The following is a 13,010-nucleotide window of genomic DNA, read 5'->3' on the forward strand; positions in this document are numbered from 1 at the left end:
AGACAAAAAAACGGGCGCCTGCTGCGCCCGTTTTTATTTTCTTGGCAGAAAAAGCTAATCGATAATGCGATATTCCGCCGAGCGTGCATGGGCCTCAAGATATTCACTACGCGCCAATACCGAAGCAGTTTTTGATAAGGTCGACGCACCTGCCGCCGAGCACATAATGATCGAACTGCGTTTTTGGAAATCATACACCCCGAGCGGCGATGAAAAACGCGCAGTACCCGAGGTTGGCAATACGTGGTTAGGGCCAGCGCAGTAATCCCCTAATGCTTCAGGTGTAAAACGCCCCATAAAAATGGCACCGGCGTGACGCACTTTTGGCAACCAGGCTTCAGGGTCGGCAACCGATAATTCCAAATGCTCAGGAGCGATACGGTTGCTCAATGCAATTGCCTGCTCCATATCGGCCACCTTAATTAAGGCTCCGCGATTTTTTAACGACACACTGGCGATAGCTTCACGCGCAAGTGTCGGCAACAAACGCTCAATAGACTCTTCCACTTTATTTAAATAATCGGCATCGGGGCACAATAAAATCGATTGGGCTTGCTCGTCATGTTCCGCTTGGCTAAACAAATCCATGGCGATCCAATCCGGATCGGTTAAACCGTCGCAAATCACTAAAATTTCCGATGGCCCCGCGATCATATCAATCGCCACCTGACCAAACACCGCACGTTTGGCAGTCGCCACATAAATATTGCCGGGTCCAACAATTTTATCGACCTTGGTAATGGTTTCAGTACCGTAAGCAAGTGCAGCAACGGCCTGCGCACCACCAATAGTAATCACCCGATCCACACCGGCGATAGCCGCTGCAGCTAATACCATCGGGCTGATTTCACCATCCGGTGCAGGCACTACCATTGTCAGCTGATCAACACCGGCCACTTTTGCCGGAATTGCATTCATCAATACCGATGATGGATATGACGCTTTACCACCTGGTACGTACAAACCCACGCGCTCCATTGCCGAAATTTGTTGGCCGAGCACAGTGCCGTCGGCTTCGGTGTAGCGCCATGAGCTTTGCAATTGATGTTGGTGATAAGTGCGAATGCGCTCCGCCGCAATTTCCAACGCGGTGCGCTGTTCGGCACTGATTTGCGTTAACGCGTGCTGCAATTCCGCTGGCGTCACTACAAAGTCATGAATTGTGCTGGCAGAACGGCGATCAAATTTATTAGTGAATTCCACTACCGCTGCATCACCGCGTGTTTTTACTTGATGCAAAATATCATCAACCACGGCGGCAACACGGGTATCGCTGACCGATTCCCATGCAAGCAATTGATCCAACTGCTGATTAAAATCGCTTTGGCTGGCATCCAAACGGGTGATGATTGATTCAGACATGGAATTCTCTTTTAACGAAAAACAAATTAAGACGTGGTGTTGATCATGCAGGCTGCCGATTGCAAGTGCACATTGTCTGTATCAATGGTCATTTGCAAGCGACGCTATAAAGAATTACTCCGCCGCAACTGCCTTGGCGATATGGTCGATAATGGTTTGAATTTGCACGTGCTTCATTTTCATCGAGGCTTTATTCACGATCAAACGCGAACTGATGTCGGCGATAAAATCGCGTTCTTCCAAACCATTAGCGCGCAGGGTATTGCCGGTATCAACAATATCCACAATTTCATCAGCCAAATTCATGATGGGCGCAAGCTCCATCGCACCGTAGAGTTTGATGATGTCGGTCTGGCGCCCTTGTGATGCGTAATATTGTTTAGCGATATTCACATACTTGGTCGCCACACGAATGCGACCTGACGGCAATGATTCACCTTTGACACCGGCGGTCATTAAACGGCAGCGGGCGATATTTAAATCGAGCGGCTCATATAAACCTTCCGCGCCGTTTTCCATCAGCGTATCTTTGCCGGAAATGCCCATGTCCGCTGCGCCAAACTGCACGTAAGTGGGAACATCGGCGCCGCGCAATAACAACAAACGCACATGGGCTTGGGTGGTATCAAATACCAGCTTGCGGCTTTTTTCCATATCTTCCAGCGGCGCAATTCCGGCCGCCGCCAGCAATGGCAAAGTCTCTTCCAGAATGCGCCCTTTGGTGAGTGCGATGGTTAGCGTGTGACTCATGGAATTTACCTTCTTACGCGCCTTTTACACGGCGCACACTGGCACCCAGGCTTTGGAATTTTTGTTCGATTGCTTCATAACCGCGATCGATATGGTAGATGCGGTCGATTAGGGTTTCGCCATCGGCCACCAAACCGGCGATCACTAAACTCGCTGAAGCGCGCAAATCCGATGCCATTACCGGCGCGGCTTTCAAACGCTCAACCCCGGTGACAATGGCGGTGTTGTGCTCCAATTCGATGTGCGCGCCCATGCGGTTCAATTCCGCAACCTGCACCAAACGGTTTTCAAAAATGGTTTCGGTAATATGGCTAACGCCTTCGGCGACTGCATTCATCGCCATAAATTGCGATTGCATATCGGTTGGGAATGCCGGGTAAGGCGCAGTGCGCAGGCTCACCGCTTTGGGGCGTTTGCCGTGCATATCCAGTGCGATCCAATCTTCGCCGGTGGTAATATCCGCGCCTGCTTCTTGCAGCTTCAACAACACTGCTTCGAGAATGTCGGCGCGAGTATTAGTTAATTTGATCTTGCCGCGTGTGGCTGCCGCGGCCACCAAGTAGGTGCCGGTTTCGATGCGATCCGGCATCACACTGTATTCGCAACCATTGAGCTTATCGACACCATAAATCGTCAGGCTGGAAGTACCTATGCCTTCAATTTTTGCGCCCATAGCAACCAGCATATTGGCGAGGTCAACAATCTCCGGCTCGCGCGCGGCGTTTTCCAGTACGGTTTTGCCTTCGGCCAAGACCGCCGCCATCAGCAAGTTTTCAGTGCCGCCGACGGTGACCATATCCATCAAAAAGTGACAGCCTTTCAAACGGCCATTGGAGCGCGCGCGAATATAACCACCGTCGATTTCAATGGTTGCACCCATAGCTTCCAGGCCGCGCAAATGAATATCCACCGGGCGCGAACCGATTGCACAACCGCCGGGGAAGGATACATTCGCTTCGCCGTAACGTGCCAGCAAGGGGCCGAGCACCAGAATCGATGCACGCATGGTTTTAACCAGCTCGTAGGACGCGGTATAAGAGCTGATGGTGTTTGGATCAACTACCACCACATGCTCGCCCTGAATCTCAATGGTCAAGCCCAAGGTGCGCAACAACTGCACCATGGTGGTCATATCTTTTAAATGGGGAACATTGCTTAAACGCACTTCGCTATCGGCCAAAATCGTCGCCGCCAACAAGGGCAAGCCCGCATTTTTAGAGCCGGAAATACGTAATTCACCGGTGAGCGGGCCGCCGCTCGCAATCAAAAACTTATCCATCACAACCCTGAAAGCAAAAAGAAAAATAGATGCCAGCACCCCTTACAGAAGCACTGGCGATAGAAGAATTACTGTTGCTGTTGCGCTTGCTGCCACTGCTCTGGCGTAAACGACTTGATGTAATCCACCGCGTGAATACTGCGGTCGGCAAATTGCGCGCTCAGGGTAGACAGCACCAACTGCTGTTTTTTCACGGGAGTCAAACCGGCAAATGCCGGGCTGACCACAACCAGACCAATGTGATCGCCCATCACTTCGACAGATTTCACATCGCACTCGGGAATTTGGCTTTCAATCAGCGCTTTGATTTGTTCAGATTGCATAGATTTCTCGATAGGGAGTCAGGCCAGCTATGCCCGCGCGGAAAGCGGGACATAATATAGCGATAAGTAAATAAGGCGCGCAGTTTACCGGAATGTCGCCCATATCGCACCCACAACCCCGATGCAATACACAATCGCTAAACGCCACCCCCCAAAACGCAAAACCCCGGCGCTGGGCCGGGGTTTTGCAAACTAACCGATCTTAGATCGTTTTAGGCATCTGCAAGCCAGTTGGCGATTACCTTGTCGATATCGCCGTTGTATTTCTTCAGGCTGGCCTTGAACTGACCACTGAACGATTGCCCCAGATTCACGCCATTGAGCACCACGTTAATCAGTTTCCATTCGCCCGATTTTTCTTTGCGCATGGTGTAATCCAACTTGTGCGTAGCACCTTCAATTGCCACTTCTTGTTTCACCACATGCCGAGCCGGGTTCACCTCGTTCACACCCGCAATAGTCACCTTGCTATCGGCATAACCCAACACGCCTTTGGCGAGCGACTTTACCATGCCATCTTTAAATACTTTCTGGAATTCTTGGCGCTGGGCAGGCGACGCTTGTTTGTAGGCTTTACCCATCACCGAGGCGGCGATAAAGGGGAAATTCACTACATCATTAAGCGCACCTTCTACTTGTTTGAAATAGACATCATCGGCAGTTTTAGCCGCATTTTTAGCCTTGACCAAGTCAAACAATTGTTGCGCAACAGACTCTACAATCACTTTGGGGGATTGCGTTGCCGCAGGCGCTTGCGCCATAGCAGACAAGCTAAACAGCATCGTTAAACCAAAAACAACACCAGAGACTTTGGTGAGTAAATATTTCATCGTAAAACCTTCCATTAATTGATGTGTGGTCATTAAGTCAGAGATGGCCTTATGCCCGGGCTTGCTGGCTGAAAACAGCCAGCAAAACCAAAACTCAGACAGCGCGACTTCCTTATGGTGCCATTCTTTATGCGTTACTTATTGGATGTGGCGGCTTATTAAACCGAAGGCGCTGCGATCAGGCTTGCGGCGCGCACTATAACACCCCCGTTTTGCCGGTATAAGAAACTTGCCAGAAAAAAGACGCAAACTTCCCTCGCCATGCAAACCCTGAAAGCTATAATGCCCGACCATGATTAACCGGAGATGACCAGCGCTATGACTGATGGCGTTAAAATCCCGGCTCCACCACTTTGGAACGCAATACTATGACCGCTTTCGATTATGTTGGCTCTGCGCTGCGCACCATCCGCCTCGAAGCGGAAGCGGTGACTGCGTTAGCTGAACGTATAGACGGCCAATTCACCGCCGCCTGCGAACTTATCCTCAATTGCAGCGGCCGCGTGATTGTCACAGGCATGGGCAAATCCGGCCATATAGGCAAAAAAATCGCCGCTACTCTCGCCAGCACCGGCACTCCGGCATTTTTTGTTCACCCGGGCGAAGCTAGCCATGGCGACTTGGGCATGATCACCCAAAACGACATAGTGCTCGCCATCTCCTACTCGGGCACCTCAAGCGAAATAGTTACCCTGCTGCCACTGTTCAAACGCGCCGGCATCAAGATCATCAGCATGACCGCCAATAGCCAATCCACACTCGCCGAAGTCGCCGAAGTGAATTTGGATATCAGCGTCGCCTTTGAGGCCTGCCCATTGGATCTTGCGCCCACCTCCAGCACCACCGCCACCCTGGTCATGGGCGATGCACTGGCCATTGCACTGCTGGAAGCACGCGGTTTTACCGCCGAAGATTTCGCCTTTTCTCACCCCGGCGGCGCACTCGGGCGCAAACTCCTGTTGCGTATCGCCGATGTGATGCACAGCGGCGATGACATTCCACGCGTCAGCGCCAGCACCCCCATGCTCGATGCGCTGATGGTAATGTCAGACAAAGGTTTTGGCATGACAACGGTAATGGAAGGCGATGAATTGCTCGGGATTTTCACCGATGGCGACTTGCGCCGCAGTATCGATAAAGGTGTCGATATCCGCATTGCCACCGTGGGTGAACTAATGAACACCACACCCAAAATGCTGCGCGAAAACACCTTGGCGGCAGAGGCACTGGCGCTAATGGAACAGGCAAGAATTAACGTATTACTGGTCACTAACGAACAAAAAAAACTTGTTGGTGTCGTAAAAATCAATGACCTGCTGCGCGCAGGCATTATCTAACCACGGAAGCACTGCATGAACCATGAATTGAGCCCTGAATTGCGCAAGCGCGCCGCGCGCATTAAATTGCTGTTGTTAGATGTAGACGGTGTACTGACCGATGGCCGACTCTTTTTTGGCAACAACGGTGAAGAACTTAAATCCTTCAGCACGCTGGATGGTCAGGGGCTGAAAATCCTGCAAAAAAGCGGAGTAAAAGTAGGCATTATCACCGGTCGCACCAGCAATCTGGTCGCCCGCCGCGCGAGCAATTTAGGCATCAACATTCTGGTGCAAGGGCGCGAAGATAAGTGGGATGCACTGCAAGAGATACTGCAGGAACACCCGTTTGATTTGAATGACATCGCCTTTATGGGCGATGACTGGCCCGACTTAACCGTGATGACCCGCGTCGGCCTCGCCTTGACTGTTGCCAATGCTCATCCAAGTGTTGTTAGCCGCGCTCATTGGCAAAGCACCGAGCGCGGTGGCGAAGGCGCAGTGCGCGCCGCGTGCGATTTAATCATGCAGGCACAGGGTACATTTGATGCGGCATTAGCACCCTTTTTAGCCTCTAACAGTGAAGTTTAGGTGATGGCTTTTTTGCAACGGATCTACAAAATCCACGAATATATTCCGGCGCCTTGGCTAATCGCCTTTGCACTGGTGATCTGTTTTTTTGCTTTCTCATTGCGCCAAAAAGCTGAATTGGCAAACCACGAATATGACCCCAGTGGTTTTCCACAATTTTATATGCAAGAGGTAAAAACCCGCGAATTTGATTCACAAGGCCGCCTGCATTATCAGTTATCGACACCACAAATCACCCACTACCAATTAAATCCCGATGGCCCGTCAGATCGCGATTACACGCTGATCCAGCATCCGGATATGGCTTTTTACGATGCCGAATCCGCAGCGCCCTGGTTAGTCACCGCTGAAACTGGTCGCAGCGAAGCCAACGCCCAACTTATTCGCCTGCTTGATAATGTATTAATTCAACAGCAGACGCCGACACAGGGATTGATTCAAATCACCACTAGCGAGCTGCGCGTGCGCGCCAGTGAACAATTCGCGGAAACCGACAAAGCTGTTAAGATGCGCAGCGCTAAAGGTCAGATAGATGCGATTGGTATGGATGCCGACCTGGCGCAGAGTCGGCTTCAGTTAAAGTCCCAGGTTAAGGCTGTTTATGATCCCCGCTAAATTTCGTTTTGTTTTATCCCCAATTGCAGTGGCAATCGCTGCATTTATCGCCAGCTATAGCACCACCAGCCTGGCTCTACCCAGCGACAAACATGAAACCATTCGCGGCTCAGCGGACAACCTTACTGTCGATCAAAAAAATGGGGTGGCGACCTATACGGGTTCGGTAAAAATTCAACAGGGCTCGCTAGTGATTACTGCGGAGTCGATTGTGATTCACACCAACCCTGACAGCAGCGTGGAAAAAATGATCGCCTCCGGCAACCCGGCGCGCTTCCAGCAGCAGCCCGAAAAAGATCAAGGTGTCGTCACCGCCGCAGCCAAACAAATTACTTACACCCCCAGCAACGAGCATCTGGTATTAATTGAAGATGCATCAGTTGAGCAAAACGGTGCAGTGATGAGCGGCCCCCATATTGATTACGACTTAGTGAAAGAAGTGATGAAAGCAGCTGGCAATACCAGCGCATCCGGCACCGGCCAGCGAATCGAAATTGTGATTCCGCCAAAGACGAACAACACCGACCCAAGTGCTCCCACCTCATCATCCAACGCTGCGCAATAATACCTATGCCTACTCTGCACGCACGCCATCTGGCTAAAAGCTACAAAAAACGCAAAGTCGTTATCGACGTATCCATCACCGTTGAAAGCGGCCGCATTGTTGGTTTACTCGGCCCCAATGGCGCGGGTAAAACCACCTGTTTTTATATGATTGCCGGGCTGGTAGCTGCTGATAACGGCACAGTGTTGATTGACGACCGCGATCTTACCCAGCTCCCAATTCACGGGCGCGCGCGCGCAGGTATTGGCTATTTGCCGCAGGAGGCATCGATTTTCCGCAAGCTGAGCGTTGCCGATAACATCATGGCGATTCTGGAGACACGCAAGGATTTAGATAGCTTTCAACGTCAGGCAAAGCTCGAATCGCTGCTGAGCGAGTTCCATATCACCCACATCCGCGACAGCTTGGGCATGGCACTTTCGGGCGGTGAACGCCGCCGGGTAGAAATCGCCCGCGCGCTGGCCACCGACCCTAAATTCATTCTGCTCGATGAACCCTTTGCCGGTGTTGACCCCATCTCTGTCAACGACATCAAAGAAATTGTGCGCCACCTTAAAGATCGCGGCATCGGCGTGTTAATTACCGACCACAACGTGCGCGAGACGCTGGATATCTGCGAGACCGCTTATATTGTCAGCGAAGGCCACATTATTGCCGAAGGTGATGCCGACACAGTACTCAGCAACAGCAAAGTGCGTGAAGTCTATCTGGGCGAAAATTTCCGCTTGTAAGCGTGTGAACCGCCGGCACCAAGAGTGTTACCAGCCGCCCTCTTGGCACCACCATAAGCAACACACAAAAAACTTGACAAGTAACAATCTTTATCCATTAGGCACAAAGCTTGCTTAACTGTATTGCTTGCGCGCCAAACCCTGACTAAACTCCACTTATCCGATGTTTTCCATCCGCGTTATAAGGGTTTGTCGTTCACATAATGAAGCAATCTCTCCAGCTCAAACTCGGTCAACAGCTGACCATGACCCCACAATTGCAACAGGCTATTCGCCTTTTGCAACTATCGACCTTAGATCTGCAACAAGAAATCCAGGAAGCGCTCGAATCCAACCCAATGCTGGAAATGGAAGAAGCCTTCGATTCGCCAAACGCAACCAATGAGTATGAAGGTAGCGAGCAGGACAAAGCAGACTACACCCGCCAGTTGGAAATCGCCGCAGAAGCGGGCGCTGATCACGGCAGCGACTTTACCGCAAGCGAAAACTTCTCCTCTACTGGCGACAATTACAGCGAGACCAGTAGCACCAACGATGGCGATAGCGATGTCTATGGCGAAGGCGACAGCTTTAGCGCAGACAGCGGCGATTGGAGCGACTCCATTCCCAGCGATTTGCCAGTAGATACCAGTTGGGATGATGTGTACCAATCCTCCTCTAGCGGCAGCTCCAGCAATTACGACAACGAAGACGGTGATTTCGAGAGCCGCCGCGCAGTGACCGATTCGCTCTACGACCACCTGATGTGGCAATTGAATCTGACGCCTATGTCGGACCGCGACCGTGTACTGGCCATGGCAATTATCGATGCAGTGGAGCCCAGCGGCATGCTGTCCATCAGTATCGAAGAAATTTTTGAAGGTATGCGCGGCGATTTTGAAGAGCTGGAACTCGATGAAGTCCAAGCCGTTCAACACCGTTTACAGCAGTTTGATCCCTGCGGCGTGTGCAGCCAAAATCTATCTGAATGCCTGCTGGTACAGTTGCAACAATTTGACCCCAAAACGCCGTTTTTGGAAGCAGCAAAGTTAATTACCAAACAATACTTGCCAGTGCTCGGCAGCCGCGATTATCGCCAGCTGATGCGCCGTACCAAATTAAAAGAAGCAGAGTTAAGCCAAGCGGTAGCCTTAATTCAAAGTTTAAATCCGCGGCCGGGCGATATGATTGCCAATGGCGATACCGAATACGTTGTTCCCGATGTATTTGTCGACAAACGCGATGGTCGCTGGATCGTTGAACTCAACCCGGACATAGCACCGCGCTTGCGCATCAACTCCGATTACGCCTCCATGGTGAAACGCGCCGACTCCAGCACCGACAACACATTTTTAAAAGATAATCTGCAAGAAGCGCGCTGGTTCTTAAAAAGTTTGCAGAGCCGCAATGAAACCCTGCTGAAAGTGGCGAGCTGTATCGTAGAAAAACAGCGCGGCTTTTTAGATTACGGCCCCGAGGCAATGAAGCCATTGGTGTTGCACGATATAGCCGAAATTGTGGAGATGCACGAATCGACTATTTCGCGAGTCACTACGCAAAAATACATGCACACACCGCAGGGTATTTTTGAATTGAAATATTTTTTCTCCAGTCACGTCAGCACCGACAGCGGCGGAGAGTGTTCATCGACTGCGATTCGCGCCATCATCAAAAAATTGGTCAGCGCAGAGAATCCGAAAAAACCATTGAGCGACAGTAAAATTACCGACCTGCTCGGCGAGCAAGGCATTCAAGTGGCGCGACGTACGATTGCAAAATATCGTGAGTCGCTCAACATTCCGCCATCGAATGAGCGCAAAACGATTTAGCAATTAATGCTCAAAATAGCTAGATTAACAGTGTGAGTCTAATGTAGGTTGTATTGTGAGGCTGCTCTAGTAACAGCCGTTTTGTTTCCAGCGAGAGGAAGTACTTATGCAATTAAATATCAGCGGTCACCACGTAGAAGTAACTGATTCAATGAGAGAGTATGTCTCCAGTAAATTGGAGCGACTGAGCCTGCACAACGACCGCATCACCAGTGTTAATGTCATCCTCTCGGTAGATAAACTGATTCAAAAAGCAGAAGCCACTATTCATGTAAGCGGTAAAGATTTATTTGCCGATGCCACCCATGAAGATTTGTATACCGCTATTGATGCACTATCCGACAAGCTTGATCGTCAATTGATTAAACACAAAGAGAAAATGCGCAGTCATCGCTGAGTGCATGGCAGCCAGCCATCGTTAATTTGAACCTATGCCGTCATTGCTAGTATGCGATGTCGGCATCACTTGTTGAGAGATGCACAGCATCACCTTGTTATGCAAATTCAATCCCTGATTAGCCCCGGCCGCACACTTTGTGGCGTTGAAGGTGGCAGTAAAAAACGTGCACTGGAGTTGCTCGCCAACACCATTGCACAAGATATTCCCGATATCGATGCCGATGAATTATTTCGCCGCCTGATTGGCCGCGAGCGTCTGGGATCTACCGGCATAGGCCACGGCATTGCGATTCCCCACTGCCGGGTTGAGCATTGCAGCGGCACCGTAGGTGCGCTGATCACTCTGGCTGCGCCAATCGACTTCGATGCCATAGACTCGCAGCCAGTCGATATTTTATTCGCCATGCTGGTGCCGGAAGATGCCCACAGCGAACACTTACAAACCCTCGCCGCGCTTGCTGGTGCATTAAATAACGCTGAATACCGCCAGCGTTTGCGGGCGGCCAAGAGCAACGAAGCGCTTTATCAAGCAGCGCTAATCACTTAAGCAGGGCTTTGTTATGCATCTGGTGATCGTCAGCGGCCTGTCAGGGTCGGGTAAAAGTACAGCGCTTCACGTTTTGGAAGACGTGGGTTTTAACTGTATCGACAATCTGCCGGTGAGCCTGTTGCCCGCACTGGTTGCCCAGATCCAGATCCACAAAGACGACCAGCACCGGTTTGCGATTGGCATAGATGTGCGCAATGCCTGGCAGGATCTGGCTATCTTTCCGCAAATGATCAGCACCCTTAAGGAAGCCCACCTACCCTTCCAAACCCTGTTTCTGGATTCACAGCAACCAGTACTAATCCAACGTTTTAGTGAAACCCGGCGCAAACATCCGCTGTCTGATAAACACACCAGCTTGGAAGAAGCGATCCGCGCCGAGCAGCAGTTGCTTGAACCGATTCGCGACTGCGCCGATCAAGTCATCGACACCAGCCATCTGAATTTGCACGAACTGCGCGATTTGGTGAAAGAGCGTGTGGTGGGACGCAGTGAATCAACTATGGCGATTCTGTTTGAATCCTTTGGCTTCAAACACGGAGTGCCGGTCAATGCCGATTTGGTATTCGATGCGCGCTGCCTGCCCAATCCGCATTGGAAACCTGCACTGCGGCCACAGACCGGCAGAGATCAGGATGTAATCGACTTTCTTGAAGAGCAGGTCACCGTCAAAGAAATGTACGAGGACATTGAACACTACTTAACACGCTGGCTGCCGCGCTATCAGGCCAATAACCGCAGCTACATTACCATTGCGATAGGCTGTACCGGCGGCCAACACCGCTCAGTGTATTTATCCGAGCGGCTACAAAAACATTTCGACAACAGTTTTAGCGATGTGCAAGTTCGTCATCGCGACATTAACAAACACAAAAAACCCTAAACCATGCACATCGAAACACTCGACATCATCAATAAACGCGGCCTGCATGCACGCGCTGCAGCTAAACTTGCTACCCTTGCCAACCAGTATCAGGCCAAGGTGCAAGCGCGTGTCGGCGAAGGCCACTGGGCCGATGCCAAGAGCGTGATGTCATTGATGTTATTGGCTGCAAGTCAGGGAACCGCTTTGCAAGTCAGCGTGGAAGGCGAGGATGCCGAAGCCGCACTATGCGCGATCCGCACGTTGATTGCCGACCGCTTTGAAGAAGGCGAATAGACCAACTATCGTTATAGTCAGCTATTCTCCAACAGACATTCTGGCAAAAGCGGTTGTTGTTGTTGCTTTTCTGCACTAAGCTGCGCGACCTTTTCCGGCGCCTTGTATTACACGCTTTTGCCGGTTTACCCCTATATTCATTTGCGCTTTGCGCACCAAGTACAGTTATTCTTATGGTTTACAACTACGACGACATCAATCCCGATGACTACATCCTCAGTAAATCGCAGGTTAAACGCGATATGCATGCGCTGCAGGCACTGGGTGAAAGTTTTATCACCATGAACGAAAAGCAACTCGCACAGATCCCACTGAGCGAGGAAATGCTGGACGCCATCTACATCGTGCGCAAAATGCCGCCTAAAGAGGCGCGTCGCCGCCAGATTCAATATATTGGCCGCTTGATGCGCGAAGGTAATCACGAAGAAATTAAAGCCGCTGTCGATAAGTTGCAAAATCGCAGCGACCAGTATGTACACCGCCAGCATCAAGTAGAGCGCTACCGCGATTTGCTGATCGAAGGTGACAAACAAATATTCCAAACCCTGGTCACCTCTTGCCCAGGCATTGATGTACAACACTTGCGCCAGTTAATCCGCAGCGCGCAAAAAGAGCGCGAAGAAAACAAGCCGCCGGCGAATGCGCGCAAACTGTTCGGGTTTATTCGCGAGCAATTGGACGCACAGGATTAGTCATATATTCCGCTGCGAACCACACACAAACAATAAGGGCGCC

16 protein-coding genes are annotated in these 13,010 nt (G+C 51.0%); 11 read left to right on the forward strand and 5 right to left on the reverse strand.

The features are described from left to right. Window positions 1-54: 54 nt before the first annotated feature. The 5 genes from hisD to AWU77_RS18065 all read right to left on the reverse strand — a co-directional run bounded on the left by hisD (window position 55) and on the right by AWU77_RS18065 (window position 4,544). Window positions 55-1,362 carry a histidinol dehydrogenase gene (hisD, locus tag AWU77_RS18045; protein WP_062066690.1) on the reverse strand — a complete coding sequence of 436 codons (1,308 nt, stop codon included), beginning with the start codon at window positions 1,360-1,362 and terminating at the stop codon, window positions 55-57. 114 nt (window positions 1,363-1,476) lie between these two features. Then, window positions 1,477-2,112: an ATP phosphoribosyltransferase gene (gene hisG, locus AWU77_RS18050; RefSeq protein ID WP_062066693.1), complete on the reverse strand. Its 636-nt coding sequence runs from the start codon at window positions 2,110-2,112 to the stop codon at window positions 1,477-1,479. Window positions 2,113-2,125: 13 nt separating this feature from the next. Beyond that, window positions 2,126-3,391, reverse strand: a complete 1,266-nt coding sequence (gene murA, locus AWU77_RS18055; RefSeq protein ID WP_062066697.1) for a UDP-N-acetylglucosamine 1-carboxyvinyltransferase — start codon at window positions 3,389-3,391, stop codon at window positions 2,126-2,128. 68 nt (window positions 3,392-3,459) lie between these two features. After that, the gene (locus AWU77_RS18060; RefSeq protein WP_062066700.1) at window positions 3,460-3,714 is read right to left on the reverse strand and encodes a BolA family protein; all 255 of its coding nucleotides are present in this window, start codon (window positions 3,712-3,714) and stop codon (window positions 3,460-3,462) included. Between the two features lie 212 nt (window positions 3,715-3,926). Further along, window positions 3,927-4,544, reverse strand: coding sequence for a phospholipid-binding protein MlaC (locus AWU77_RS18065; RefSeq protein ID WP_238582521.1), 618 nt, complete (start codon window positions 4,542-4,544; stop codon window positions 3,927-3,929). Window positions 4,545-4,912: 368 nt separating this feature from the next. Between AWU77_RS18065 and AWU77_RS18070 the strand changes: the two genes are divergently transcribed. From AWU77_RS18070 to yjgA, 11 genes are all read left to right on the forward strand, one after another. Continuing rightward, window positions 4,913-5,881 (forward strand): KpsF/GutQ family sugar-phosphate isomerase, encoded by a 969-nt coding sequence (locus AWU77_RS18070; RefSeq protein WP_062066706.1) that lies wholly within the window; start codon window positions 4,913-4,915, stop codon window positions 5,879-5,881. Between the two features lie 15 nt (window positions 5,882-5,896). Next, window positions 5,897-6,451, forward strand: coding sequence for an HAD family hydrolase (locus AWU77_RS18075; RefSeq protein ID WP_062066709.1), 555 nt, complete (start codon window positions 5,897-5,899; stop codon window positions 6,449-6,451). Window positions 6,452-6,454: 3 nt separating this feature from the next. Continuing rightward, a complete protein-coding gene (gene lptC, locus AWU77_RS18080; RefSeq protein ID WP_062066712.1) occupies window positions 6,455-7,066 on the forward strand; it encodes an LPS export ABC transporter periplasmic protein LptC in 612 nt (203 codons plus the stop codon). Further along, window positions 7,053-7,631 (forward strand): lipopolysaccharide transport periplasmic protein LptA, encoded by a 579-nt coding sequence (lptA, locus tag AWU77_RS18085; protein ID WP_084618538.1) that lies wholly within the window; start codon window positions 7,053-7,055, stop codon window positions 7,629-7,631. Before lptC ends, lptA begins: the two co-directional genes overlap by 14 nt. A 5-nt stretch (window positions 7,632-7,636) precedes the next feature. After that, on the forward strand, window positions 7,637-8,362 hold the full coding sequence (gene lptB / locus AWU77_RS18090) for an LPS export ABC transporter ATP-binding protein (protein ID WP_062066715.1): 726 nt from the start codon (window positions 7,637-7,639) through the stop codon (window positions 8,360-8,362). 203 nt (window positions 8,363-8,565) lie between these two features. After that, window positions 8,566-10,170, forward strand: a complete 1,605-nt coding sequence (locus AWU77_RS18095) for an RNA polymerase factor sigma-54 (RefSeq protein WP_062066718.1) — start codon at window positions 8,566-8,568, stop codon at window positions 10,168-10,170. 106 nt (window positions 10,171-10,276) lie between these two features. Further along, a complete protein-coding gene (hpf, locus tag AWU77_RS18100) occupies window positions 10,277-10,567 on the forward strand; it encodes a ribosome hibernation-promoting factor, HPF/YfiA family (protein ID WP_062066721.1) in 291 nt (96 codons plus the stop codon). Between the two features lie 99 nt (window positions 10,568-10,666). Next, window positions 10,667-11,116 carry a PTS IIA-like nitrogen regulatory protein PtsN gene (gene ptsN / locus AWU77_RS18105; protein ID WP_062066724.1) on the forward strand — a complete coding sequence of 150 codons (450 nt, stop codon included), beginning with the start codon at window positions 10,667-10,669 and terminating at the stop codon, window positions 11,114-11,116. Between the two features lie 13 nt (window positions 11,117-11,129). Then, window positions 11,130-11,999 carry an RNase adapter RapZ gene (rapZ, locus tag AWU77_RS18110; RefSeq protein WP_062066728.1) on the forward strand — a complete coding sequence of 290 codons (870 nt, stop codon included), beginning with the start codon at window positions 11,130-11,132 and terminating at the stop codon, window positions 11,997-11,999. Between the two features lie 3 nt (window positions 12,000-12,002). Beyond that, the gene (locus AWU77_RS18115; RefSeq protein ID WP_062066731.1) at window positions 12,003-12,275 is read left to right on the forward strand and encodes an HPr family phosphocarrier protein; all 273 of its coding nucleotides are present in this window, start codon (window positions 12,003-12,005) and stop codon (window positions 12,273-12,275) included. Window positions 12,276-12,448: 173 nt separating this feature from the next. Next, window positions 12,449-12,967: a ribosome biogenesis factor YjgA gene (yjgA, locus tag AWU77_RS18120; protein ID WP_062066734.1), complete on the forward strand. Its 519-nt coding sequence runs from the start codon at window positions 12,449-12,451 to the stop codon at window positions 12,965-12,967. Window positions 12,968-13,010: the final 43 nt, after the last annotated feature.

The sequence above is a fragment of the Cellvibrio sp. OA-2007 genome, from assembly GCF_000953825.1.
GTDB lineage: Bacteria > Pseudomonadota > Gammaproteobacteria > Pseudomonadales > Cellvibrionaceae > Cellvibrio.